The following is a 23,000-nucleotide window of genomic DNA, read 5'->3' on the forward strand; positions in this document are numbered from 1 at the left end:
TGCGGATGGCGCGCGCGAAGCGGCGGCCGGAGCGCGGGAGGCTGCGGCTGACCGGGTTTGCCTCGGCCCCGGTCAGCCGCCTCGTGCCTCACGCCTTGCGCCAGACTTCGAGCCCCGTTTGGACGAAGGGCGGCGTCAGTCCCGGCAGGTGCGGGGCGAGACGCTCTCGATCGAGTAGATCGTGCCGCCGCTCGAGTTCGTGACGATGCACTGGCGCGATGCCTCGCGCCAGAAGGTCATGTAGCGCGTGTCGCCGGCGATCTTGTTGTCGCGCATCACGAAGCCGCGGCTCTGCAGCTGGCTGACCGCATATTTGCGGTCCTGCCCCTGCAGGTCGTTGAATTCGGCATAGCCGCTGTAGCCGCCGCCGTAGTTGTAGCCGCCGCGGTAGCTGGTCTGGTTGGAGCGTTCGCGCACGCCGCTGTCATAGCCCGACGAATAGGAATCCGAGCGGTTGTAGTTGTGATAGGCCTGCCCGTAGAGCCCGTCGCGGTGGCCGCGCTCGAACTCGGACATCCCGCGCTCGTCGTAATCCGTGTCGCCGCGGTGGTGCGACTTGCTGGCGAGTGCCGCGATCCCGAGCAGCGCCGCCGCGCCGACCGCGATCGCCGCGGTCTTGTCGCCGCTGCCGCCCTTCTGGTTGCAGTCGGCATTGGTGGTCTGGTCGATCGACTGGAAATTGCCGTCGTAGGTGACGACCTTGATGCATTCCTTGGTGTTGCCGTTCCACCAGTAGTTGATCTTGCTGTCGTGATCGGCGTGGCCCGAGATCAGGTGGAAGCCGCGATATTCGAGCTGGTCCTGGCCGCTCGAGCCGCGCGCGCCGACCAGATCGCGCACCGAAGGCGGCGTCTTGGCGACCGCCGCGACCGGGGCGGCAACCATCGCCGCCGTGGCCAGAAGCCCGAACATTCTGCCTGCAAGTTTCATAAGTCGATCCCCCTCGTTCATGCCTTCGTTCCCGATCAGGAAGGTGACACATTCCCCTGCCCGGGGCATTGGACAAATCGGGCCACATGATGGGCGTTTTGCGCCATGCTGCGGCCTTCAGCCCATGGACCCGCGGGTCTCGAGCCCGTCGTCGCGCCAGCCCGCGCGGACGGTTTCGCTGCGCACCAGCCAGATGCCGTAAAGGAACAGCGGGCCGGTCAGCACCAGGCCGAGGGTCAGTTGCTGGAGCACCGGCGCGGGTTCGGGCGCGGGGCCCGTCGCGCCGCTGCCGACCAGGAACACGGTGAAGTCCCACAAGGCGTGGATCACCATGATCGGGATGATCGAGCGTGTGCGGATGCGGATCGCGAGATAGGCGGCGCCGCTCATGAAGGCGTTGAGCGCCTGCACCCCGGCCTCGGCCAGCTCGCCGGTCAGCACGGCGTTGAAGACATGGACCGAACCGAAGGCCGCCGAGACCAGCAGAAAGGCGGGCCAGAACGCGAATGCCTTGCGCGCGCCGCCCCACAGCACGCCGCGGAACGCCAGCTCCTCGCTGAAGCCGACCATCGCCGTGTTGATCAGCACCATCGTCACCGCGCCCGCCTCGAGCCTGCCGGTGGTCAGCCCCACCGCCGCGAGGCCCGCGAGATAGAGCGCCGGGAGCCACAGCAGCTTCCACCAGCCCGGCGGCGAGGGCGCGAGAAAGCCCATGTCGCGCCAGCCCGCGAGCCGCACCGCCACCAGCAGGAACGCCGCCGCCCCGGCCACGCCCCAGGCGAGGTTCCTCGTGATCAGCTCCTGCAGCGTGGTCGTCCCGTCGAGCAGCAGCGTGGGCACGACCATGGTGATCGCCGCCCAGACCGCGACGATGCCTGCGGCAAGCGCAAACCGCGCTGCAGGCGGCATCATGGCGCCTTCTCGGCAGCAGAGATGAAGCCGAGCACCATCCCCGCCAGAAGGACCAGCACGAAGGCGGCGAAAATCCCGCCCAGGGCGTTGGCCAGCGCCACGCCGTAGCCGCAGCCGAGCTTCGTGCGGAACCACAGGACCTGCTGCGACAGGTACCAGACGAGGCCGCCCCAGAAGATCGCATGGGCGACGAGCCCCGCGTTTGCATCGCCCACCTGCCACAGCATCGTCGCCATCCCGATCATCAGGGCGATGGGCGCGGTCACGAAGCACTGGCTGTAGAACACCGGGCGCAGGGTCTCGCGGTCCAGCGCGATGCCGAGTTTTGCCATCAGGCGCAGCGACAGGACCAGCGGCAACAGGCTGAATATGAACACCCGGAAGATCAGCAGGTTCTGGGGATCGTGCAGGAAATGCGGGAGAACCGACAGGTCCGACGTGCGCAGCGCCAGCTCGACCAGATGGTTGAGCCCCAGGCACATCATAAGGAACAGCGGCGGGCTCAGCGTGTCGTTGTACTGGTCCGACTGCACGTCGCCGAGTTCGGTATCGGCATAGTCCATCATCCGCTGCGGATGGCGGAAGGTGAGGTAGAGGGTGCGCGGGAAGAACACCAGCATCACCATCACTTCGTAAAGCAGCTCCTCGAGCGACTTCAGAAGCTTCATGAAATCCATCGGCCGATCCCCCGAGCCGGTGCCGCGTCAGGCGAGAGGCGTCAGCCGCCGGTCACGAAGGCGTCCGGGATCTCGTAGGTTTCCTTGCCGAGCTTCGCGACCGTGATGTCGCCCTTCTTCTGCGAACTGATCGCCATCGCCGCGGTGCCGTCGGCCTGGGCGGTGCTGAAGGAGAGGAAGCTGCCGTCGGGGTTGAAGAAGATCGCGCGCTTGGTCCCGTCGCCCAGCGTGACTTCGACCGTGATGCCCTCGGACGTGCGGATCACCCCGGCATCGCACATGCCGGCCGCCGCGCCCTTGTATCCGGCGCAGGGGACCTGCGCGGTGGCATTGTAATCGGTCCCGGCGACCTTCGCATCGCCCTGACCGTCTCCCTCGCCGGGCATGGCGGCGCGGTCGTTCGGGACCGAGACGAGCGTCACGCCGTCGATCGTGGCGAGCACCTTGCCGCCGAGCTTGTCCGCCTCGTCCGCCGAGGGGCAGCCGACCAGCGCGGCGCTGTCATCGAGGAAATCGACGGTCGCGGCGGATTCGCCGATCCGGCGGCACGGCGCGCCGGGGCCGGGATAGCCGTCGCCGACCACGACAAGGCTTTCGGGCCATGCGAAGTCCGCTGGCGCGGGCGTTTCGGAACCCGTGGGTGCCCCGCCGCCGCAGCCGGCCACCAGCACCATCATCATCCCCGATGCGGCAATCTTCGCGAAACTGTCCATGCCTGTTCTGTCCCCCTTCACCGGCCCGGCCCCCGAGGCCGTGCAGCCCTGTTTCCAAGGCCATAGTGGGTAAGAATTGCCGCGCATTCCATTGTCATTCTTCGCCACCGGCTGGACAAATCGCGCCACGAATTCTTTCGCGGCAGGCGTATCCGCTTGCTCGCGCGGAGGTTTCTGCATAGTTTCGCATCTTCCGTGGCGTGGGGCGGGATCAATATCGTGCGGCCGGTCGACAAGAAGTCCTTGCAGCCTTCGGCGCGACAGCCCGGCAACCCCGGGGGCACTGCCCGCGAAGCTGCCGAATTCGCCGTGACGATGATGGGTCCGCGAGCGGCAACCCGCGTTCCCACGGCAACCCTGCTGCATCTCGGCGAATGGCTGGGCTGGCCCGACTGGCTGCGGGCGGGCACCTCGCTGGACCGCGCGCAGGGACCCTTGCCCCCGATGATCTCGCGCGCCGACGACATCCGCATCATGGGCAACATCGTCGACAATGCCGATGTTCTCGCCCTCGTCGAGGCGATGCTGACGCGGCCGCGACCGGCGCTCAGCCTCGCGGGCGAACTCGCGGTCCTGCACGGTCCCGATCTCGGCAGCTCGATCCGCATGGTCGCGCAGGGTCTTGCGGCGCGCAACCTGTGGGTCGTGGTGGACATGGAGGAGCAGGGGCAGGACTTCGTCATCGCCCTGCGCCCCGCATGGCCGATGGGCGAGCTGTTCCCCGCCTTTGCGCTCAGTGCGCTCACGTTGTTCCAGCGTTCGGTGGTCGCCTATCGCGGCGACCGGCTGGAGGGCATGTCGATCGCCACAAGCTGGCACGATCACCCCGGCGCGCGGGGCGCTCTGGCGGCCTTCTGCTGCCGGATCGCGCCTGCCGGCGACGCCGAAACCCTGCGCTTCCCGCGCGCGTGGCTGGACCAGGCGAACCCGCATTTCGATCCGCTGGTATGGGACGTCGCCTGCGCCAAGACCGCGGCTCTGGAGAAGGAGGCGCTCGGCGCCGAAGCCGTCGATCCGCTGCGCGCCTTTATCGTCGCGCAGCTCGACGAGCTGAACCGCGTGCCGCGCCTCAAGCAGGCCGCGGCGCACCTGGGCATGTCGACCCGCACCATCGTGCGGATGCTGGCGCGGCACGGGACGAGCTTCCACAAGCTTGTCGAGGAGGAGCGCAAGGCCCGCGCCATTGTCCTGATCGGCGATCCCTCGGTCCCGCTGGCCGATGTCGCGCAGGCGCTCGGCTTCAGCGACATGTCGAGCTTCGGTCGTTCGTTCCGCGGGTGGTTCGGCGACACGCCCGGCCATCTGCGCCAGTCCGGAGGCGAACGACGGGCATCGGTCGGCTAGGCCGCGCGCAGCCTCACTTGCGGAACACCACCCTGGTGCTGCCGCTCACCATCTCAGCCAGCCGTGCCGCGTCCCAGTTCGTCAGCCGCACGCAGCCGTGGCTCTGGGTCCGGCCGATGGCCTCGGGGGCGGGGGTGCCGTGGATGCCGTAGTGCTCCTTCGAAAGGTCGATCCACACCACCCCGACCGGCCCGTTCGGCCCCGGGGGAAGCTGCTGCTTCTCCGCGCTGTCGGGCACGTCCCAGAACAGCGTCGGATCGAAGGAGAAGGGCGGGTTGTAGGCGACGCCCTTCACCTCCCATTCCCCGATCGGCAGCGGATCGTGCCGCGATCCCGTGGTGACGGTGAACATCGCCACCAACCGGTCATCCGCGTCATAGGCCTTGAGCCAGCCTTCGGATTCGTCGACGAGGATGCGCGTCACGTCGGGCTGGGTGGTGCCCACCCCGAGCGAGCGCAGGGTTTCGAGCCAGTCCTTGTTGTCGACCGCAGCGGCATCAATCGCATCAGCGCCGACATTGGGCACGCGCAGCTGCTGGCCGGGAGTGAACTGCGGCAGGGCGGCGGGATCTTGACCCGTCGACGCGGACGGCGAGGGGTCGCCCTGCGCGCTGGCGGGCCGCCCGCCCGGGTTCAGCTGCGCCAGCACCTCTGGGGTAGTGTGGAACCGCTCGGCGAGCTTTTCGGCCATGCTCTCGTAGCCGATCCGCGTCATCTGGGCCTGCGCGGCCATGTCCTCGGGCACGGGAGCGAAGCGGACCTCGCCCCACGAAGCCGGGATCGTGACCACCCGGGTTGCGGGGATGTTGTCCCACCGCGAGAGCGCCTCACGCGTCGCCGCGTCCAGCTCGCCCGAAACCGGCAGATCGCGCGATTCCTGAAATCCCTCGAGCGCATTGGCGAAGGACAGGCCCTCCCGGCCGTCGATCACGCCGGGGCCGAATCCGAGCCGTTCGAGCACCACCTGCGCCTGCATGATCGGGCGATCCTCGCTGTCGGAGATGACGACCTCGGCCTTCTGGCCCGGAGCAGGATCGCGCGAGGCCATCGCGTCGGCTCCGGCTTCGGCCGACGTTCCGGTCGCCTCAGGCGCGGCGGGGGTGTTCGGCTGGCTTGCCTCGCAGGCGGCGAGGGCGAAAAGCAGGGGGGCGCAAAGCATGGTGGTGCGCATGGGCGTTCCTTGTGTGGTCTGGACTTGAGGGGTGAGTTTCAGGTGCGCTCGCCCGTCACCCAGCGATGCGCTTCATCGTAGGCGTCGGCGGGGAAGGCGCGGGACTCGAGCGGGAGGAGCTTGCCGAAGCCTTCGACAGCCGCCGCGGCGATGGCAGGGGCCCCGACCACCGCATATCGGCTCACCGGCCCGATCGAGCGAAGGCTGGAAAGCAGCCCCTTGGGCGAGAAGAAGGCCCCCGGCGCGAAACTATCCGTCCGTCGCAGGTCGAGCAACAGGCGCAGCTCGCCGCCCTGATCGATGGCGTGGTCGACCAGCTCCGCCATCGCGACGACCTGCGCATGGTCGAGCCGGTGGTCGAAGGCGAAGATCAGGCAATGCGGCGGATCGGGCGGGGCGGCAGGCGCGACAGGGTCTGACATGGCACCCATTGTCGCCGGCTTGGATGCACCGTCCCTAATCCAGGCGCCCAACCTCGATCAGCCCGGGGCGCAGGTCCGATTGCTCGAATGAAATCCAGTATAATCAATCTATTGATCTGGGTTAGCGCAAGGTCGTTCGGCGCATCGCCCTTTCGTCTGGGCGATAAGCGGGCAGCCCCGGACGCCCGCTTCGCTACACTTGCCGCCACCCACAAGAAGGAGATTCACGATGACGCCCGACGGCCGCACTCCCTCCCCCCAAGGCTCGCAGTCCGAGGTTGCCGATGAACTCCGGCAGGATGCCGGCCACCTCAAGGACAGCCTCGGCGCGCGCGCAAAGCAGGAGGCGGAAAGCCGCAAGGGGCAGGCGGCGCAGGTCGCCGGCTCCGCCTCTTCGGCGCTCGACACCGCCGCACGGGACCTGCGCGACAATCCCGAGGCACCGGAATGGATGGCATCCGCCCTGCAGCAGGCTGCGCGCCGGATCGAGAGCCTCGCCTCCCATGTCGATGGCCGCAACGTTGACGAACTGGGCGACGAGGTGGCGGAGTTCGCGCGGCGCAACCCCGGCACCTTCCTCGCAGCCTCCGCGGCCGCGGGCTTCGCTGCGGCCCGCGTGCTGCGTGCCGGTGTCGACAAGAAGCGCCACGAGCGCAGCGGCGACCAATACGGCAGCGGGAACGGCAACGATCTGCGCTCCGCGCAGAACTGGCCGGCCGACGAGAACATCAGGCCGACCGAGGCCGGCGGCTACGCCCCCGCTTATGGCGGCGGCAGCACCGGCGGCGATTTCGGGGGGACGGCACGATGAACGATGTTCCCCGCACCCCCGCATCCCGCACTGCCGCGTCGCCTGCGGGCGGTGACCACAACATCGTCGATCTGGTCGGCCGGCTGACCCAGCAGGGCGCGCATCTCGCCCGTGAGCAGGTAAGCCTGATGCAGGCCGAGATCCGCGAGGCGACGAACGACATCAAGGTCGCCGTCGGCGCGATGGCGGGTGCCGCGGTGGTCGGCATCGCCGGGCTTGGCGTGCTGCTGATGGGCATCGCCTATTACGTCGGCGACGCGCTCGACGATGTCCCGCTTGGCACCACGCTTGTCGGTGTCGTGACACTGGTAATCGCGCTGATCATGTATGCCGGCGCGCGCAAGAAGGTGGGCGCCGCCAACATCAGGCCCGATCGCAGCATCGACACCCTCACCGATACTCCCGCCGCCGTGACCGGCGACATTCCCCAATCCGGAGGACGATAAATGGCCCAGACACAAGACCAGCGCAGCCCAGAAGAGATCGAGCGTGAGATCCGCGCGACCCAGGCGGAAATGAGCCGCACCGCGCGCCAGATCGAAGGCGAGCTGACCCCGCGCAACATCATGGACGCCCTGCTCGACAAGGCCGGCGATAACGGGGTCGACGGGCGCTACCTGATCGATGCCGCGCGGCGCAATCCGCTGGCGCTCGGCATGATCGCCATCGGCGGGTTGTGGCTCGTGAGCGACGCCGACGCGCGCCCCTCGGCGATGGGGCTGCCGATGCGCCGCAGCAACGGCAGCGGCAACGGCAAAGGGAACGACGGCCATGGCGACCATTGGCACCCCGAGCACCGCAGCTATGTCGAGCACATGGCGCGCTGCGAACCCCAGCCGGGCGAGGACGAACAGAGCTATCGCCGCCGCCGCGATCACAGCCGGGCGAGCTACTTCATGCTCGAACAGGGCCACGACGAGGACGAGAGCGCCTTCCGCCGCCGGCTCGACGAGGCGACCGAGGGGCTCCGCCAGCGCCGCGAGCGCATGAGCGAGGGCGCGCGCGCCTTTGCCGGGCAATCGCGCGATCGCACCCGCCAGGCGATGGACGATGCGCGCGGGTTCTATTTCGACAACCCGCTGCTGGGCGGCCTGGCCGCGGCCTTCGTCGGCGCAGTCGCCGGGTCGGCCCTGCCCGCGACCCGGACCGAGGAGGATTACGTCGGCGGTCTCGGCGAACAGGCGCTCGATGCCGCAGGCTCGCGCGCGCGGCAGGCGGGCGAGGAGGTGCGTCATCGCAAGGACGACATGCTGGACGAGGTCGACCACCGGCTCGGCGTCGGCGAGACCGACGGGGAAGGCGGCAGCGACCGTCCGCCGCGCTTCGGCGAAGAGGCCTGATGCGAAGGGCGGCGGTGCGGGAAGCCGCGCCGCCGCCTTCGGCCTAGAGCACCCGCATCACCCCGAAATCGATCGGCTTGAAGGTGCCGCCGTTGGAGGCATAGGCCGAACAGGCGGTGAGGCCCACGACCAGATCCATTTCCGCGCGGAAGCGGACGAGATCGCCGGGCTTCGTCTGTGGCGGCAGCACCGCCAGCCTGCCGTCGGGCGCGATGGTCACGTTCATGAAGATGTTGAACGCCGCCGGAATGCTGTCCGGCTCGACCCCGAAGGGTGCGAGCGCCTCGGCGAGATTGCCGAAGCAGCCGCGGTGCACCGGCTTGTCCGGATAGAAGTGGCGGAAGGTGTCCTCGGAGCAGGGCGTCAGCAGGAAATCGTGGTGCGGCGCGGTGTCCTCGATGATCGTCAGCATCACCCGCGAGCGGTTCGACCACAGGCGCGCGCCTGTGGTCAGGCGCAGGCTTTCCTCGTAATCGAAGGTCCGCCCGTTGGAGAGGATCTCGCGCGGATCCTCGGCCGAAACTGCCAGCATGTCGCTCACCTGCCCGCCCTCGGGGTCGATCACGGTAAGCTCCGCCCCGCGCGGCAGGCGCAGGGCGATCCCGCTGCGCGGCGCGATCCGCTCGATCACGAGCCCCGCCTGCCCGCGGCGAAGGGGCAGACCCAGTCCTCGCCGACCATCCGCCCGCTGTATTGCCGCGCCTCGCTGGTCTCGCCGTGGCGGGCGAGCATGGGGTTGGGCTCGCCGTCGAGCGCCGCGTCGCGGGCGAGGATCACCTCGCGCATACGTTCGTAGCGTTCGGCCTCGCGCAGCGCGGTGAATTGGTCGTGGAGGTTGAAGACGATCGTGGGTGCCGGCGCGCGGCGGGCGGCGCGCGAGGCCTGCGGGTGGAGCCCGACCGCGAAATAGGCCCTGCCGCCGAAGCTGAGCGCGAAGGAAGGGTCGCCCGGATCGTCGCTGTATCCCGGCGCAGGGGCGAAGCCGCGCGCGCGGTCGATCGCGGTGAGCGCGGAAAGCCGCGCCCAGAGCGCCGCCTCGAAGCCGACCTCATCCAGCCCGCGCGGCCCGGCGAACACCACGGCGAGGCTGCGGAAGGTTCCCTCGTCGCCATCGGGCTCCCGGCTCCACCGCGCGATCCGGTCGTGGATGCGCAGATCGTCGGCAGGCGCGAGGATCGAGAGCGCGGCTTCCACCGCGAGCCCCCCCTGCGCAAGGGCGGACTTGGCGCCGACACAGGGGAAATCCGGCTGTTCGATCAGGTCGATCAGTCCGGCCTCGAGCCGTTCGTGCATGGCGGGGGCGGGGGCGGTGGGCAATCTTTGGCCCGGCGGGAGGATATGTCTGGTCTGGATATTCACGCAGGCAGGGTAACGGCGGGGCCCGCGCACGAACCTGCCCAGGTTAGGCTGGTGGGCGGTCCGCGGCGGATGTGCGCCCGCCTGCCGCATAGATGCGGTCGACAAGGCGCGCCGTGTCGATGAAGCGCAGGGCATCGGGATCGAAGGACGGGTTCCCGGCGAGCCGCTCCGCCCATGCCGCGGCGGCGCGCCCGCCCCAGTCGTCGGGCGGGACGACGAGTCTTTCGGTTGCCGTGCCGCGAAAGTGGAGCAGCTCGAAATCGTAGAAACTGCCGCCGACATTGCGCAGGCTCACGCCGCCGTGGGTGCCGTAGAAGCTCGCCTCGATCCGGGCGTCCTCGCCCGCGTGCAGGCGCCACGACTGCGCTAGCCGCACCGCCGCACCGGTGGCCAGCGCGAAGCTGGCGACGGCGTAATCCTCGACCGCCTCGGGGTTTTCGGCCAGCGGACGCCCGCCGGCGAAGAGGCGTGCGGTGACGTTCTCCACGGCAGGAAACCCGGTCAGCCACAGGGCCAGATCGACGAGGTGCACGCCGAGATCCATCACGCAGCCCCCGCCCGCCGCGGCGGGATCGTAGAACCATGGTTTGTCGGGGCCATAGGCGTTGTGGAACACCAGATCGGCCGCGAAGATCTCTCCGAGCGCGCCCGATTGCACCAGCTCGGCGAGCGCGGTCGCGGCGGCGGTCGTGCGGTAGGAGAAATCGACCGCGAGCAGGCGGTCGGCCGCCTGCGCCGCCTCGACCACCCGGCGCGTCTCGTCGGCGTCGCGGCCAAGCGGCTTCTGGCAGAACACCGCCATGCCGCGCTCCAGCGCGGCTACAGCCTGTCCTGCGTGGAGCGCGCTCGGGGTCGCGATCACCACCCCGTCGAGGCCGGCATCGAGCAGGCTCTCGTAGCATGTCAGGATCGCCGCGCCCGGCGCCAGCGCCTGGGCCTCGCGGGCGCAGGCCTCGTCCGGATCGACGATTGCCACGATCTCGACCGCGCCGGTCGCGGCGATGGCGCCGAGGCGGTGGCGACCGATCCAGCCGGTGCCGAGGAAGCCGATCCGGGGGCTGGTCATGCGAGGTCGATCAGCGCCTTGACGAAGCCCTGCGGCTTGTCGCGCGTCGCATCGAGCGCCTCGCCGAGCCGCGCGAGCGGGTAGCGGTGGGTGTAAAGCGGCGCGGGATCGAGCCGCCCTTCAGCCACCGCCTCCACCGCTTCGCTGAGGCCGCGCAGCTGCACCTGCGGGTCGCGCTCGTGGGCATTGACCACGTCGATGCCCTTCCAGTTCCAGTTCTGCACGTTCACCTGCCGGGGGCCGTCCTGATGGTAGCCCGCGATCACCAACCGACCGCCGAAGCCGACCAGCTCGCCGGCAAGGTCCAGCGGCCATTGCTTGCCGACGCATTCGATCACCCTTTCGCACAGTCCTTCGCCGGTAATCGACGTCACTGCGTCGATGATCCGCCGGTGATCGTCCATCACGATGGTGTGGGCCGCGCCATAGTGGCGGGCGAGCGCGAGCGATTCCGCGCGTCGCGAGATGGCGATCACTTCAGCCCCGGCCTCGCTTGCAAGCCGGGTCAGCACCGCGCCGAGGAAACCGATGCCGATGATCGCGACCCTCTGCCCGGGCGCGATGTCGCTGCGGCGGAAAATGTTGAAGGCGCAGCCCAGCGCCTCGCCGGGGAAGGGCTGGTCATCGAGCTCCGGCGGCAGCTTGGCCACCATCGCCGCTGGAACGCAATCGGCTTCGGCATAGGAGCGATAGGAGAGCGCCGCGACCCGGTCGCCCGCCGCCAGCCCATCGACCCCCGGGCCGGTCGCCTCGATCCGTCCCCAGCCCTCGTGGCCGAGATCGCCTGGCGGGGTCGGGTAGCGCATCCATTCGGGGCCTGCCCAAGGGGTGAGGTTGGAGGCGCACACGCCGCAGCCCTCGAGCCGCACGCGCACCTCGCCGGGGCCGGGTTCGGGCAGGGGCACCTCGGCGATCGAAACCGCACCCGGGCCTGTCAGAACGGCAGCGCGCATCGTCAGGCCGCCGCCGCGATGAAGGCTTCAAGCACGGCCCAGGCCTCGTCGTCGGGCATCTGGCGGGGCGGGTGCTTGCAGAACCATGCCGCGGCAGGGTGGACCGGGCCCGCGAGACCCCGGTCGCTGGCAAGCTTGGCGCAGCGGATCATGTCGATCGCGACGCCCGCCGAGTTGGGCGAATCCTCGACCGACAGGCGCAGCTCGAGATTCATCGGCACGCCCCCGAACATCTCGCCCTCCATCCTCAGGAAACACACCTTGTTGTCGTTCTGCCAGGCGACGTAGTCGGACGGGCCGACATGGATGTTCTCGTCCGTCAGCCGCTCCGCCGCGACCGATTGCACCGCCTCGGTCTTCGAGACCTTCTTGGCAGCGAGGCGCTTCCTTTCGAGCATGTTGAGGAAGTCGGTATTGCCCCCGGTGTTGAGCTGGTAGGTGCGCTTCAGTTCCACCCCGCGCTTCCTGAACAGGTCGGTGAGCACCCGGTGGACGATGGTCGCGCCGAGTTGGGCCTTGATGTCGTCGCCGATGATCGGGACGCCGGCCGCGCGGAACCGCTCGGCCCAGTCGGGATCGCTGGCGATGAACACCGGGATGGCGTTGACGAAGGCGACCCCGGCCTCGAGCGCGCAGCCCGCGTAGAATTCGCTCGCGGCCTGCGATCCCACGGGAAGGTAGTTCATCATCACGTCCGCGCCGGTGTCGCGCAGGGCGGCGACCACGGCATCGTGGTCGGCCTCGGGGGCGTCGGAAGGCAGAAAGGTGCGATCCTCCGGGTAGTCGTGCATGTGCGGGGCGATGCCGTCGAGCTTGCGGCCCATGCGCACCTTGGCGCCGGTGGGCTCGACGGTCTCGCAGAAGCGCGCGGTGCAGTTGGGCCGGGCAAAGATCGCCTCGGCCACGTCGCGCCCGACCTTGCGACGGTCGATGTCCCAGGCGGCGCAGATGCGGATGTCGCCGGGCTGGTAGCCGCCGATCCGGCGGTGCATCAGCCCCGCCGTGTCGTTCGCGCCGCCGCGGTAATGGGCAATGCCCTGCACCAGCGAACTGGCGCAGTTGCCGACGCCGACAAGGGCGACGTTGATCGTGCCGCTCGGGGGGGACAGCATGGCATTCTCCTTGTGGGTCAAGCGCTGAGCGACCGGGCAAGCGGGCGGGCAGGGGCGTAGCGTTCGGTCATCTCGGCGCAGAAGTCGGCGAAGGCCTGCGGATCGCGCGCGCAGGAGGTGTGGTGCGCCTCGACGCCGAGGTGTTCGGGGGTGAAGCAATAGGTGACCATCACCTCGAACGGCGCGAGTGCCTCCATCTGCCGGTCGAACCAGTCGAGCGCGCCGGGACGGAAGCGGTCGGCCCAGCTGAGGCCGGTGCGCAGCTTGCGCACGCCAAGGTCCTTCATGATCCGCACGGCATCGTCGAGCCGAGGGTCCTCGAAATGGAACCACTGCATAAGCCCCATGCGGTCCGCGACGCGGGCATAGTGCTCGAGGGCCGGCTTGGGCGTCCCGTCGGCGCGGATCAGGCCCATGTGGAAGTGGCGGTAGTAGCTCGAACCTTCCGCCTCGCGGTGCCGCGTCTCCGCGCCCCATGCCTGCGGCAGGTCGAAGAGCGAATACCAGTAGACGTTGGGCACCCGCCCGATCAGCAGCTCGGCGGTGCGGTCGAGGCCGAAGACCTGCACTTCGTCCGCGCCGAAGCTGCCGACGCCGACCTCGGTGGCCCACACCGGCTTGTCGGGCACGACCGCCTCGATCTCGGCGATCTTGTCGGGCCAGGCGTGGATCGGCCACAGGTTCCAGTCGAGCGGGAAGCCGTGGACCGCGACCACGTCGACCTCGTCGAGAGCGCCGTGGTCGCGCATTTTCCGGACCCAGTGCGGGTCGATCGGCGACATCCCGCCGAGCACCCGCGTCACCTCAGGGTTGACCGCCGCGATGGCGCGGCCGGCGCGGATCACCGTGTCGGCATAAATCGCCCAGTCGGGGTCGAGCTCGGGGTTCCAGTGCGACTTGTTGTTGGGCTCGTTCCAGATCATCGCCGCCTCGATCATGACCGCGCTCCCCTTGCCGGATAGGCCGCTCCGGCGCCGAGGTCCGCGTAGGGCACGGGGGCGATGCGGCAGAGGTAGGTCTCGGCCTCGATCTGCGCCTCGACGGCAAAGCCCGCCGCGCGCAGCATCGCCTGCGAACAGGCGGCGTTGGGGGCCCACCAGTTCGACCAGTCGCCCGCGAATTCGCGCTCGATGAAGTGCATCTTCGGATAGCCCGGCTCGTCGAAATAGGCGGGGGGATCGAAGGTGCCGGGCTTGTGGAAGGGGTGGTCGGCGGGCGGATCGAACACGGCGACGCTGCCCTGCTGCATGGTCTGGAACAGCAGCATGTCGCCCGCCACGTGCTCGCGGATCAGATCGAGCGCGAGCAGCGGGTGGCGCAGGTGGTAGAGCACGCCCATGAAGATCACGAGATCGAAGGTCTCGCCCAGCGAAGCGACGTCGTAGACATCGCCTTTCGCGAACTCGATCTGCGGGAATCCCAGCGTGTCCGCCGCCAGCCGGGCCTGTTCGAGGTAGCGCGGGTCGCTGTCGATGCCGAGCACCCGCGCCGCGCCCCGCCGGGCCATCGCGATCGCGTGGAAACCCGCGTTGCAGCCGATGTCGAGCACCGATTTGCCGGTCAGGTCGGCGGGCAGGGCGTCGGCGAAGCGGCGATACTTGAACGCAGGGTAATCGCCGAGGAAATGGTCGGGCGCGGTCATGATCCCGTCGCCGAGATCGATGTTGTGGAACCACGGCGCCAGCGCCTCGACACGCGCGCGCAGGCTTTCGGCGGAGCGATCGCGCACGGCGGGGCGGGGGGCATCGGCCATCGTCACGCGGTCCGCTCGTTGAGCGACAGCACGCGCTCGCCCCAGGGACCGGCTGCGATCCGCGTGACCGAGGCCGGGTCGATGTCGAAAGCGAGGATGCGGTCGAGCGAAAGGCCGAGCACGCCCGCCACCGCGGCACGGATCACGTCGGCGTGGCTCACCATCGCGACGACCAGCCCTTCGGCCCGGCGGGCGACGGCGCGCAGGTGGGCCAGGACGCGCTCCTGCACCGCAACCATCGCCTCGCCCCCCGGCGCGCGGGCTGCACCCCGCCGGGCGTTCCATTCCCGCCAGCGCGGATCGCCTTCGAGCGCGGCGAATTCCCGCCCGGTCCATTCGCCGAAATCGACCTCGTCGAGCGCCTCTGCCACGGTCACGGGTGCCCGGCGCACCATCGTCAGCGCCTGCGCGGTCTCGCGCGCCCGGCGCACGGGGCTGGTCTGCACTTCGTCCACTCCTTCGCCGCCCAGCCGCCGCGCCAGCCGCAACGCCTGGGCGCTGCCCGCCTCCGACAGCGGCACGTCGCCGGCACGGCCGCACAGCACATGCTCAAGCTGCGAATGCGCTGCATGGCGGACGAGTATGATCGTGGCTGTCATGATGCTCCCGAGGATCGTGCGAAGGAAAGTAGAAGCCGACTCGCAGCGCCCCCTCAAGGAGGCAGGTTGCCAAACTGGATTATGGCCGGAGAGGTCGAATTCGCTTCATCGCCAATATTATGGCGTTCGGCCCGTTAAGCGGACCGATCAACATGAGTTAGCCTCACCATTTAGAAGGCAGCCGCCCTCCTTCGATTAGGTACTTACCAGAAGAAGAACCTTGTCTGGCGGGAGAGCTGTTTTGTCGGAAAGAATTCTGGTCACCGGCGGGGCCGGCTTCATCGGCCGTCACCTGTGCCGTGAACTGCTGGCACGCGGTCACGAAGTGCGGGTGCTCGATGCGCTGATCGAGCAGGTGCACCCCGGCGGCGAACGTCCCGCGGACCTTCCCGACGATGTCGAACTCCTGCGCGCCGACATCCGCGACGGCGATGCCGTGGCGCGCGCGCTGGCGGGGGTGGACCGTGTCGTCCATCTCGCCGCTGAAGTCGGGGTCGGCCAGTCGATGTACGAGGTCGAACGCTACACCGCGGCCAACGACCTCGGCACTGCTGTGCTGATGGAACGGCTGATCGACAATCCGGTCAAGCGCATCGTCACCGCCTCCTCGATGAGCATCTATGGCGAGGGTCTCTACCGCGATGCCGACGGCGCACTGGTCGAGGATGCCGCGCGCGGGGTGCTGCGCGACGGGCAGCGCGCCTGGGACCCGCTCGATGATCGCGGACGTCCGCTGACCCCGGTGGCGACGCCCGAATGGAAATCAGCCGACCTCGCCTCGGTCTATGCGCTGGGCAAGTTTGTGCAGGAGCGCATGACCCACATCATGGCCGCGCCCTACGGGATCGAGAGCACCTGCCTCAGGCTGTTCAACGTCTACGGGCCGGGGCAGGCGCTTTCCAACCCCTATACCGGCGTCCTGGCGATCTTCGCCGCGCGCCTGCTCAACGGCCAGCCGCCGATGATCTTCGAGGACGGCGAGCAGCGGCGCGATTTCGTCCATGTCGCCGATGTCGCCCGGGCCTTCGCCGATGCGCTCGATCACCCTGCGGCGGCGGGCGGCACCTTCAACATCGGCTCGGGCGAGGACCGCTCGGTCAGGCAGGTCGCGCGCGCGCTCGCCGAGGCGATGGGGCGCAATGATCTGGACGCCGAAATCGTCGGCAAGGCGCGCACCGGCGACATTCGCCACTGCTATTGCGACACCACGCTGGCGCGCGAGACGATCGGCTTTTCGGCGCGGCAGGATTTCGGCGAGGGCCTCGCTGACCTTGCCGATTGGCTCGCCGGGCAGACCGCCGAGGACCGCGCCGAGCGGGCGCGCGGCGAGCTCGAAGCGCGCGGGCTCGTGGCATGAGACTGGAGGAGGGCCGGACCATCCTCGTCACCGGGGGTGCGGGCTTCATCGGCTCCAATCTCGCGATGCGTCTGCTCGAGCGCGGTTGCCGGGTGCGGATCCTCGACTCGCTCGAGCGGCCCGGAACCGGGCGCAATCTGGAGTGGCTGACCGCGCGCCACGGCGACCGGGTCGAGCCGGTGGTGGCCGACCTGCGCGACCCCGCCGCCATCGCACGCGCCGTGCGCGGGGTGGACGGGGCCTTCCACTTCGCCGCTCAGGTGGCGGTGACGACCAGCCTGGCCGACCCGGCGGCGGATTTCGCCGTCAATCTCGGCGGCACCTTCGCCCTGCTCGAGACCCTGCGCCGCGAGCGGCCCGGCGCGCCGCTGATCTTCGCCTCGACCAACAAGGTCTATGGCGATCTTGCCGACATTGCCCTGACGCAGGGCCGCGACGGCTATGCGCCTGCTGCGCCCGATCTCGCCGCCCACGGCGTGGGCGAAGCGCGCCCGCTCGATTTTCACACGCCTTACGGCTGCTCCAAGGGCGCGGCGGACCAGTATGTGCTCGATTACGCGCGCAGCTACGGGATGCCGGCGGCGGTGCTGCGGATGAGCTGCATCTACGGCGAGCGCCAGATGGGAACAGAGGATCAGGGCTGGGTCGCCCATTTCCTCCTGCGCGCGCTGGCAGGCGAGACGATCACGCTCTACGGCGACGGGCATCAGGTGCGCGACATATGCGACGTGGCTGATACCTGCGCCGCCTATGTCGCCGCCTTCGAGCGCATCGACAGCATCGCCGGCCGCGCCTTCAACTGGGGTGGCGGGCCGGAGAATGCGGTGAGCCTGCTGACGGTGGTCGGGGAGATCCGGCGCATTCTCGGCACTGCGCCGCCCGTCACCTCCTCCGACTGGCGCGCTGGCGACCAGCGGTGGTTCGTCGCCGACACCCGCGCCATCGATGCCGCGCTGGGGCTGGGCCCGCGCAAGGGTTGGCGCACCGGCCTGACCGACCTTGCCGCATGGCTCTCGGTCAACCGCGCGGCGACCCCGCCCGCCGCCGCGCCGGCCCCTGCGCGCGAGCAGGTGTGGTGAGCCGCATGGGTGCCGGCCATGTCCTGATGACCGCCGATGCGGTGGGCGGCGTGTGGCAATATGCGACCGGACTTGCGGCGGAACTGGCGGGCGAGGGATTTGGCGTCACGCTCGCGGTCATGGGGCCCGATCCCGACGCGAGCCAGCGCCGCTGCCTCGATGGCGTGCCCGGCGTGCGGCTGGTCGAGACCGGCTTGCCGCTCGACTGGATGTGCAACAACCCCGCCGAGGTCGCCGCCGCTGCCCTCGGCCTTGCGCGCCTTGTCCGGGCGTGCGGTGCCGACCTGTTGCACTGCAATTCCCCCGCGCTGCTCGGCGCGGCGCCCTTTCCCGTCCCCGTGCTGGCCGCCGCGCATGGCTGCATCACCACCTGGTGGCAGGCGGCGAGGGGCGGCGCGCCGGTCGATCCCGCGCTCGCCTGGCACGGCGACCTGATGCGGCGCGGGCTGTGCGTGGCCGACGCCGTGGTCGCGCCGAGCGCCAGCTTCGCCGCCACGCTCGAGGCGACCTACGGCCTCGCCCGCCGTCCGCTGGTGGTGCACAATGGCCGCCCCCCAGCCGATGCGCTGCAGCCCGGCGCGCACCGGCTCGATGCCGCTCTGGTGGTGGGACGGATGTGGGACCCGGTCAAGAACGCCGCGCTGATCGATGCGGTAGCGGCGCGGCTCGACCTGCGCTTTCTCGTCGCGGGGCAGCTGAGCGGGCCCCACGGCGAGGAGGCCGCCTTCGTCCATGCCGTGGCGCTCGGCGCGCTGCCCGATGCGGACCTCGCCGCGCTCCTCGCGCTGCGCCCGATCTTCGTATCGGCGGCGACTTTCGAGCCTTTCGGTCTCGCCGTGCTGGAGGCGGCCACGGCGGGCTGCGCGCTGGTGCTGTCCGACATCCCGACCTTCCGCGAGCTGTGGGACGGGGCGGCGGTCTTCGCCGACCCGCGCGATGCGGCAGGCTTTGCCGGTGCCATTGCGCGGCTGCACGCCGATCCCGACGCGCGCCGGACGCTGGGCGAGGCGGCGCAGGCGCGCGCGCTGCGCTTCACCCCGGCGGCGATGGCGCGGGGCGTCACCGCCATTTACCGCCGGCTGCTGGCCGGCCGCGAGGCTGCCGCATGAAGATCGCCTGGTTCACCCACTCGCTCGCTTCCTGCTGGAACCACGGCAACGCCCATTTCCTGCGCGGGGTGCTCGACGAACTGATCGCGCGCGGCCACGATGCGGTCGCCTTCGAGCCGGCCGATGCGTGGAGCCGCACCAACCTGCTCGCCGATCACGGGGCAGCCGGCATCGCGGCTTTCACCCGCGCCTATCCGCGCCTTGCGTCGGTCATCTACCCGTTCGAGGCCGATATCGGCGCGCTGGTCGAGGGTGCGGACCTGGTGATCGTCCACGAATGGAACGATCCCGCGCTGGTCTCGCGCTTCGGCGCTCTGAGGAAACAGGGCGCAAGGTTCCGCTTGCTGTTCCACGACACCCACCACCGCGCCGTTAGCGAGCCCGCGGCGATGCGCGCCTATGACCTCAGCGGCTATGACGGCGTGCTCGCCTTCGGGGAGACGCTGGCCGAGGTCTATCGCGGCTGGGGCTGGGGGGACCGGGTGCACGTGTGGCACGAGGCCGCCGACACCCGCCGCTTCCATCCGCCCGCCGTCGAGGAACCGCGCGAAGGGCTGGTGTGGATCGGCAACTGGGGCGACGGGGAGCGTTCGGCCGAGATCGAGGAATTCCTCCTCGCCCCCGCCGACGCGGCGGACCTGCCGCTCGACATCTACGGCGTGCGCTACCCGCAGACGGCGCTGGCCACGCTGGCGCAATACGGCGCGCGCTATCGCGGATGGGCGGCGAACCCGCGTGCGCCGGAAATCTTCGCGCGCCATCTCGCCACCGTCCACGTGCCGCGCCGTTTCTACGTCGAGGCGCTCCCCGGCATCCCCACCATCCGCGTTTTCGAGGCGCTCGCCTGCGGCATTCCGCTGGTCTGCGCGCCCTGGGACGATGCCGAAAACCTGTTCCGCCCCGGCACCGATTACCTTGTCGCGCGGGACGGGGCGGAGATGACAGCGCACCTCGCCGCGCTCGCCAACGACCCCGCGATGCGTGCGCAACTAGCCACCGACGGCCTCGCGACGATCCGCGCACGCCACACCTGCGCGCACCGGGTGGACGAGCTGCTCGCGCTGGTCGGCCAGACCGAAAGGGAGACCGCATGAACATCGCCTTCTACGGATCGAGCCTGCTGTCCTCGTACTGGAACGGGGCGGCGACCTATTACCGCGGCATCCTGCGCGCGCTGGCGGAGCGGGGGCACCGGATCACCTTCTACGAACCCGACGCCTTCGACCGCCAGCAGCATCGCGACATCGACCCGCCCGAATGGGCCGAGGTGGTGGTCTGGCCCGCGACCCCCGAGGGCCTCGCCGGCGTTCTCGCCGAGGCGGGCGCGGCGGATGTGGTGATCAAGGCCAACGGCGTCGGGGTCTATGACCGCGAACTGCTGGAGGGCGTGCTCGCCCGCGCCGCACCCCATGCGCTCAGGATCTTCTGGGACGTCGATGCCGCCGCCACGCTCGACGAGATGCGCCGCGATCCCGCCCATCCGGTGCGCGCCGCGCTGCCCCGGCTGGACATGGTCTTCACCTATGGCGGCGGCCCGCCGGTGGTCGCGGCCTACGAGGGCTTCGGCGCGAAGGAATGCGTGCCGGTCTACAACGCGCTCGACCTCACCACCCACGTGCCCGTCCCGCCCGATCCGCGCTTCGCCTGCGATCTCGCCTTCCTCGCCAACCGCCTGCCCGACCGCGAGGCGCGGGTGGAGGAGTTCTTCCTCAAACCCGCCGCGCTGCTGCCCGAAAGGCGCTTCCTCATCGGCGGCAACGGCTGGGCCGACAAGCCGATGCCGGGCAACGTGCGGGCCATCGGCCATGTCGGCACCGCCGAGCACAACGCCTTCAACGCCACGCCGCTCGCCGTGCTGAACGTCGCGCGGGATTCGATGGCCGAGGTCGGCTTCTCGCCTGCCACCCGCGTCTTCGAGGCGGCGGGCGCGGCGGCCTGCCTCATCACCGACGCCTGGGTGGGCATCCCGATGTTCCTCGAGCCCGACCGCGAGATCCTCGTCGCCCGCGACGGGCAGGACGTTGCCGACCACCTCGCCGCCCTCACGCCCGAACGCGCCCGCGCGATCGGCGCGGCGGCGCTCGAGCGGGTGCGCCACGAGCACACCTACGAACTGCGCGCCGTGATCGTCGATCGGGTGCTCCACCGCCTCGCCGAAGCGCGGCGCGAGGTGGCGGCATGAGGCTCGTCGTTCTCGGGCTCGCGCTGTCCTCATCGTGGGGCAACGGCCACGCCACCACCTTCCGCGCGCTGCTCGCCGCCTTCGCCGCGCGGGGACACGAGGTGCTGTTCCTCGAACGCGACGTGCCGTGGTATGCAGAGCACCGCGACCTCGCCGATCCCGACTTCTGCGAACTCGCATACTACGACAGCCTCGCCGCACTTGCGGACTGGCGCGAGACGATCGCTGAGGCCGACGCGGTGATGGTCGGCTCCTACGTGCCCGACGGCATCGCGGTCGGCGCCTTCGTGCAGGCCCATGCACGCGGGCTGACGTGCTTCTACGACATCGACACCCCCGTGACCCTCGCCGCGCTCGACCGGGGGGCGTGCGACTACCTCTCGCGCGAGGTGCTGGCGGGATACGATGTCTATTTCTCCTTCACCGGCGGGCCGACGCTGGAGCGGCTGGAGCGCGAATACGGCGCCCGCGCCGCACGGGCGCTCTACTGCTCGGTCGACACCGCGCGCTACCGCCCGCTGGATGTGCCGGTGCGCTGGGACCTCACCTATCTCGGCACCTACAGTCCCGACCGCCAGCCGACGCTCGAACGGCTGCTGATCGAACCGGCCCGGGCGCGGCCCGACCTGCGTTTCGCCGTCGCCGGGCCGCAATATCCCGAGGACATCGACTGGCCCGCCAATGTCGAGCGGATCGCGCACCTGCCGCCCGCCGACCACCCCGCCTTCTATTCTGCCTCGCGCTTCGCGCTCAACGTCACCCGCGCCGACATGATCGCCGCCGGCTGGTCGCCCTCGGTCCGCCTGTTCGAGGCGGGGGCCTGCGGGACGCCGATCATCTCCGACCGCTGGGACGGGATCGACAGCCTGCTCGCCCCGGGGCGGGAGATCATCCTGGCCGAAGACAGCGCCGACGTGCTCGCCGCGCTGGACCGCGATGCCCGCGCCATCGGCACGGCCGCCCGCGCCGCGGTGCTCGCGCAGCACAGCGCCGAGGCCCGCGCCGCCGGGTTCGAGGCCGATCTCGCCCGCGCCATCGCCGGGCGCCAGAATGACAAGGCAGACCCTGCCGACAGGAGAGAAGTGGCATGACACGACAAGAGGATGGCTGGACCCTGGTGGCCGGCGGCGCGGGCTTCATCGGCTCGCACCTGTGCCGCACGCTGCTGGAGGCCGGCGAGCGCGTGCTGTGCCTCGACAATCTCCAGACCGCGCGCCTTTCCAATCTCGATGCCCTGTCGGAATACCCGGGGTTCCGCTTCGTGCGCGGCGACATCTCGCAGGCCCTGCCGGTCGCGATCACCCGCGAGACCGGCGCAATCGCGCGCATCTACAATCTCGCCTGCGCCGCCTCCCCGGTGCTCTACCAGGCCGATCCCGAGCACACGATGCTCACCAACGTGGTCGGCACCGACCGGCTGCTGCGCCTTGCCGAGCAGGCGGGGGCGCGCTTCCTGCAGGCCTCGACCAGCGAGGTCTATGGTGATCCCGACGTCCACCCCCAGCCCGAGGCCTATCGCGGCAATGTCAGCTGCACCGGCCCGCGCGCCTGCTACGACGAGGGCAAGCGCGCCGCCGAGACGCTCGCCTTCGATTTCGCCCGGGGGCGGCGGGCGGATGTGCGGGTGGCGCGGATCTTCAACACCTATGGCCCCCATATGCGCATGGACGACGGGCGGGTGGTGTCGAATTTCATCTGCCAGATCCTCGCGGGCGAGCCGCTGACGATCTACGGCGCGGGCAGCCAGACCCGCAGCTTCTGCTATGTCGAGGACACGGTCGACGCGCTGATCCGGCTGATGCGCGCCGAGATGCGCGAGCTGGTGCCGGTCAACATCGGCAACCCGCACGAGATCACCATCGCCGAACTGGTCGAGACGCTGGGCGCGATCGCCGCCCGGTCGGTGCGCGTCACCCACCGCGACCTGCCGGTCGACGATCCCGAACGCCGCCGCCCCGACATCGCGCGGGCGCGTGCGTTGCTGGGCTGGGAGCCGGCGACGCCGCTTTCGGCGGGGCTGCGCCAGACCTTCGCGTGGTTCGCCGCCGAGCGCCGCGCGCTCGCGGGCGTGCCGCCGGTGGTCCGCGTCACCGCTGCAGGGTGATGGCGCC

General features: G+C 70.0%; 25 protein-coding genes. 11 read left to right on the plus strand and 14 right to left on the minus strand.

All coding sequences use genetic code 11. The annotated features are described in order from the left end of the window. Positions 1–135 precede the first annotated feature (135 nt). From CBR61_RS05560 to CBR61_RS05575, 4 genes are all read right to left on the minus strand, one after another. Entirely contained in the window at positions 136–930 is a 795-nt protein-coding gene (locus CBR61_RS05560) for a hypothetical protein (RefSeq protein ID WP_172835922.1), read from the minus strand. Positions 931–1,047: 117 nt separating this feature from the next. After that, the gene (locus CBR61_RS05565; RefSeq protein WP_088913469.1) at positions 1,048–1,842 is read right to left on the minus strand and encodes a CPBP family intramembrane glutamic endopeptidase; all 795 of its coding nucleotides are present in this window, start codon (positions 1,840–1,842) and stop codon (positions 1,048–1,050) included. Beyond that, on the minus strand, positions 1,839–2,519 hold the full coding sequence (locus tag CBR61_RS05570) for a hypothetical protein (protein ID WP_088913470.1): 681 nt from the start codon (positions 2,517–2,519) through the stop codon (positions 1,839–1,841). The genes CBR61_RS05565 and CBR61_RS05570 overlap by 4 nt, the downstream gene beginning before the upstream one ends. A gap of 41 nt (positions 2,520–2,560) precedes the next feature. Continuing rightward, positions 2,561–3,232: a hypothetical protein gene (locus tag CBR61_RS05575; RefSeq protein WP_088913471.1), complete on the minus strand. Its 672-nt coding sequence runs from the start codon at positions 3,230–3,232 to the stop codon at positions 2,561–2,563. Between the two features lie 219 nt (positions 3,233–3,451). On the opposite strand from CBR61_RS05575, the gene CBR61_RS05580 reads away from it, so the two are divergent. Next, positions 3,452–4,576, plus strand: coding sequence for a helix-turn-helix domain-containing protein (locus tag CBR61_RS05580; protein WP_157696509.1), 1,125 nt, complete (start codon positions 3,452–3,454; stop codon positions 4,574–4,576). A 13-nt stretch (positions 4,577–4,589) separates the two neighbouring features. Here CBR61_RS05580 and CBR61_RS05585 read toward each other — a convergent pair whose 3' ends face one another. Together CBR61_RS05585 and CBR61_RS05590 are read right to left on the minus strand one after the other, a co-directional pair. Beyond that, on the minus strand, positions 4,590–5,747 hold the full coding sequence (locus CBR61_RS05585) for a L,D-transpeptidase family protein (RefSeq protein WP_233996874.1): 1,158 nt from the start codon (positions 5,745–5,747) through the stop codon (positions 4,590–4,592). A gap of 38 nt (positions 5,748–5,785) precedes the next feature. Beyond that, positions 5,786–6,169 carry an STAS/SEC14 domain-containing protein gene (locus CBR61_RS05590; protein ID WP_157696510.1) on the minus strand — a complete coding sequence of 128 codons (384 nt, stop codon included), beginning with the start codon at positions 6,167–6,169 and terminating at the stop codon, positions 5,786–5,788. A 229-nt stretch (positions 6,170–6,398) separates the two neighbouring features. On the opposite strand from CBR61_RS05590, the gene CBR61_RS05595 reads away from it, so the two are divergent. From CBR61_RS05595 to CBR61_RS05605, 3 genes are read left to right on the plus strand one after another with little or no spacing between them, the layout of a single operon-like run. Beyond that, positions 6,399–6,980: a hypothetical protein gene (locus tag CBR61_RS05595; protein ID WP_088913474.1), complete on the plus strand. Its 582-nt coding sequence runs from the start codon at positions 6,399–6,401 to the stop codon at positions 6,978–6,980. Then, positions 6,977–7,426 carry a phage holin family protein gene (locus CBR61_RS05600; RefSeq protein WP_088913475.1) on the plus strand — a complete coding sequence of 150 codons (450 nt, stop codon included), beginning with the start codon at positions 6,977–6,979 and terminating at the stop codon, positions 7,424–7,426. The genes CBR61_RS05595 and CBR61_RS05600 overlap by 4 nt, the downstream gene beginning before the upstream one ends. Next, the gene (locus CBR61_RS05605; RefSeq protein ID WP_088913476.1) at positions 7,427–8,320 is read left to right on the plus strand and encodes a DUF3618 domain-containing protein; all 894 of its coding nucleotides are present in this window, start codon (positions 7,427–7,429) and stop codon (positions 8,318–8,320) included. 43 nt (positions 8,321–8,363) lie between these two features. Here the strand turns inward: CBR61_RS05605 and CBR61_RS05610 are convergent, their stop codons facing one another. The 8 genes from CBR61_RS05610 to CBR61_RS05645 form a co-directional block, all read right to left on the minus strand. After that, on the minus strand, positions 8,364–8,948 hold the full coding sequence (locus CBR61_RS05610) for a DUF1989 domain-containing protein (RefSeq protein ID WP_233996938.1): 585 nt from the start codon (positions 8,946–8,948) through the stop codon (positions 8,364–8,366). Then, positions 8,948–9,637, minus strand: a complete 690-nt coding sequence (gene gntA, locus CBR61_RS05615; RefSeq protein WP_233996876.1) for a guanitoxin biosynthesis heme-dependent pre-guanitoxin N-hydroxylase GntA — start codon at positions 9,635–9,637, stop codon at positions 8,948–8,950. Before gntA ends, CBR61_RS05610 begins: the two co-directional genes overlap by 1 nt. Before the next feature lie 85 nt (positions 9,638–9,722). Next, the gene (locus CBR61_RS05620; protein WP_088913479.1) at positions 9,723–10,745 is read right to left on the minus strand and encodes a Gfo/Idh/MocA family protein; all 1,023 of its coding nucleotides are present in this window, start codon (positions 10,743–10,745) and stop codon (positions 9,723–9,725) included. Further along, a complete protein-coding gene (locus CBR61_RS05625; protein ID WP_088913480.1) occupies positions 10,742–11,698 on the minus strand; it encodes an MDR/zinc-dependent alcohol dehydrogenase-like family protein in 957 nt (318 codons plus the stop codon). Before CBR61_RS05625 ends, CBR61_RS05620 begins: the two co-directional genes overlap by 4 nt. A gap of 2 nt (positions 11,699–11,700) precedes the next feature. Next, positions 11,701–12,810, minus strand: a complete 1,110-nt coding sequence (locus CBR61_RS05630) for an inositol-3-phosphate synthase (RefSeq protein WP_088915475.1) — start codon at positions 12,808–12,810, stop codon at positions 11,701–11,703. Between the two features lie 17 nt (positions 12,811–12,827). After that, on the minus strand, positions 12,828–13,748 hold the full coding sequence (locus CBR61_RS05635) for a beta-xylosidase (protein WP_088913481.1): 921 nt from the start codon (positions 13,746–13,748) through the stop codon (positions 12,828–12,830). Next, the gene (locus tag CBR61_RS05640) at positions 13,745–14,563 is read right to left on the minus strand and encodes a TIGR04290 family methyltransferase (protein ID WP_088913482.1); all 819 of its coding nucleotides are present in this window, start codon (positions 14,561–14,563) and stop codon (positions 13,745–13,747) included. The genes CBR61_RS05635 and CBR61_RS05640 overlap by 4 nt, the downstream gene beginning before the upstream one ends. 2 nt (positions 14,564–14,565) lie before the next feature. Continuing rightward, a complete protein-coding gene (locus CBR61_RS05645; protein WP_088913483.1) occupies positions 14,566–15,162 on the minus strand; it encodes a histidine phosphatase family protein in 597 nt (198 codons plus the stop codon). A 241-nt stretch (positions 15,163–15,403) separates the two neighbouring features. Here CBR61_RS05645 and CBR61_RS05650 point away from each other — a divergent pair, with 241 nt between their 5' ends. From CBR61_RS05650 to CBR61_RS05680, 7 genes are read left to right on the plus strand one after another with little or no spacing between them, the layout of a single operon-like run. After that, complete coding sequence (locus CBR61_RS05650; RefSeq protein WP_088913484.1) at positions 15,404–16,519, plus strand: NAD-dependent epimerase/dehydratase family protein; 1,116 nt, start codon at positions 15,404–15,406, stop codon at positions 16,517–16,519. After that, positions 16,516–17,598 (plus strand): SDR family NAD(P)-dependent oxidoreductase, encoded by a 1,083-nt coding sequence (locus CBR61_RS05655; protein WP_088913485.1) that lies wholly within the window; start codon positions 16,516–16,518, stop codon positions 17,596–17,598. Before CBR61_RS05650 ends, CBR61_RS05655 begins: the two co-directional genes overlap by 4 nt. A 5-nt stretch (positions 17,599–17,603) precedes the next feature. Beyond that, positions 17,604–18,707, plus strand: coding sequence for a glycosyltransferase family 4 protein (locus CBR61_RS05660; RefSeq protein ID WP_088915476.1), 1,104 nt, complete (start codon positions 17,604–17,606; stop codon positions 18,705–18,707). Continuing rightward, positions 18,704–19,801 carry a CgeB family protein gene (locus CBR61_RS05665; protein WP_088913486.1) on the plus strand — a complete coding sequence of 366 codons (1,098 nt, stop codon included), beginning with the start codon at positions 18,704–18,706 and terminating at the stop codon, positions 19,799–19,801. The genes CBR61_RS05660 and CBR61_RS05665 overlap by 4 nt, the downstream gene beginning before the upstream one ends. Continuing rightward, positions 19,798–20,889, plus strand: a complete 1,092-nt coding sequence (locus CBR61_RS05670; protein ID WP_088913487.1) for a CgeB family protein — start codon at positions 19,798–19,800, stop codon at positions 20,887–20,889. Before CBR61_RS05665 ends, CBR61_RS05670 begins: the two co-directional genes overlap by 4 nt. Beyond that, positions 20,886–21,980: a CgeB family protein gene (locus CBR61_RS05675; protein ID WP_088913488.1), complete on the plus strand. Its 1,095-nt coding sequence runs from the start codon at positions 20,886–20,888 to the stop codon at positions 21,978–21,980. The genes CBR61_RS05670 and CBR61_RS05675 overlap by 4 nt, the downstream gene beginning before the upstream one ends. Further along, positions 21,977–22,993 carry an NAD-dependent epimerase/dehydratase family protein gene (locus tag CBR61_RS05680; RefSeq protein WP_088913489.1) on the plus strand — a complete coding sequence of 339 codons (1,017 nt, stop codon included), beginning with the start codon at positions 21,977–21,979 and terminating at the stop codon, positions 22,991–22,993. The genes CBR61_RS05675 and CBR61_RS05680 overlap by 4 nt, the downstream gene beginning before the upstream one ends. Positions 22,994–23,000: the final 7 nt, after the last annotated feature.

The sequence above is a fragment of the Porphyrobacter sp. CACIAM 03H1 genome (assembly GCF_002215495.1).
Lineage (GTDB): Bacteria > Pseudomonadota > Alphaproteobacteria > Sphingomonadales > Sphingomonadaceae > Erythrobacter.

Bases quoted from the DNA above. Each gene is read 5' to 3' on its own strand.
- CBR61_RS05600 (WP_088913475.1), top strand. From the start codon at position 6,977: ATGAACGATGTTCCCCGCACCCCCGCATCCCGCACTGCCGCGTCGCCT.
- CBR61_RS05640 (WP_088913482.1), bottom strand. From the start codon at position 14,563: ATGGCCGATGCCCCCCGCCCCGCCGTGCGCGATCGCTCCGCCGAAAGC.
- CBR61_RS05585 (WP_233996874.1), bottom strand. From the start codon at position 5,747: ATGCGCACCACCATGCTTTGCGCCCCCCTGCTTTTCGCCCTCGCCGCC.
- CBR61_RS05605 (WP_088913476.1), top strand. From the start codon at position 7,427: ATGGCCCAGACACAAGACCAGCGCAGCCCAGAAGAGATCGAGCGTGAG.
- CBR61_RS05570 (WP_088913470.1), bottom strand. From the start codon at position 2,519: ATGGATTTCATGAAGCTTCTGAAGTCGCTCGAGGAGCTGCTTTACGAA.
- CBR61_RS05655 (WP_088913485.1), top strand. From the start codon at position 16,516: ATGAGACTGGAGGAGGGCCGGACCATCCTCGTCACCGGGGGTGCGGGC.
- CBR61_RS05630 (WP_088915475.1), bottom strand. From the start codon at position 12,810: ATGCTGTCCCCCCCGAGCGGCACGATCAACGTCGCCCTTGTCGGCGTC.
- CBR61_RS05635 (WP_088913481.1), bottom strand. From the start codon at position 13,748: ATGATCGAGGCGGCGATGATCTGGAACGAGCCCAACAACAAGTCGCAC.
- CBR61_RS05680 (WP_088913489.1), top strand. From the start codon at position 21,977: ATGACACGACAAGAGGATGGCTGGACCCTGGTGGCCGGCGGCGCGGGC.
- CBR61_RS05670 (WP_088913487.1), top strand. From the start codon at position 19,798: ATGAACATCGCCTTCTACGGATCGAGCCTGCTGTCCTCGTACTGGAAC.
- CBR61_RS05660 (WP_088915476.1), top strand. From the start codon at position 17,604: ATGGGTGCCGGCCATGTCCTGATGACCGCCGATGCGGTGGGCGGCGTG.
- CBR61_RS05575 (WP_088913471.1), bottom strand. From the start codon at position 3,232: ATGGACAGTTTCGCGAAGATTGCCGCATCGGGGATGATGATGGTGCTG.
- CBR61_RS05560 (WP_172835922.1), bottom strand. From the start codon at position 930: ATGAAACTTGCAGGCAGAATGTTCGGGCTTCTGGCCACGGCGGCGATG.
- CBR61_RS05625 (WP_088913480.1), bottom strand. From the start codon at position 11,698: ATGCGCGCTGCCGTTCTGACAGGCCCGGGTGCGGTTTCGATCGCCGAG.
- CBR61_RS05590 (WP_157696510.1), bottom strand. From the start codon at position 6,169: ATGTCAGACCCTGTCGCGCCTGCCGCCCCGCCCGATCCGCCGCATTGC.
- CBR61_RS05675 (WP_088913488.1), top strand. From the start codon at position 20,886: ATGAGGCTCGTCGTTCTCGGGCTCGCGCTGTCCTCATCGTGGGGCAAC.
- CBR61_RS05565 (WP_088913469.1), bottom strand. From the start codon at position 1,842: ATGATGCCGCCTGCAGCGCGGTTTGCGCTTGCCGCAGGCATCGTCGCG.
- CBR61_RS05595 (WP_088913474.1), top strand. From the start codon at position 6,399: ATGACGCCCGACGGCCGCACTCCCTCCCCCCAAGGCTCGCAGTCCGAG.
- CBR61_RS05645 (WP_088913483.1), bottom strand. From the start codon at position 15,162: ATGACAGCCACGATCATACTCGTCCGCCATGCAGCGCATTCGCAGCTT.
- CBR61_RS05620 (WP_088913479.1), bottom strand. From the start codon at position 10,745: ATGACCAGCCCCCGGATCGGCTTCCTCGGCACCGGCTGGATCGGTCGC.
- CBR61_RS05665 (WP_088913486.1), top strand. From the start codon at position 18,704: ATGAAGATCGCCTGGTTCACCCACTCGCTCGCTTCCTGCTGGAACCAC.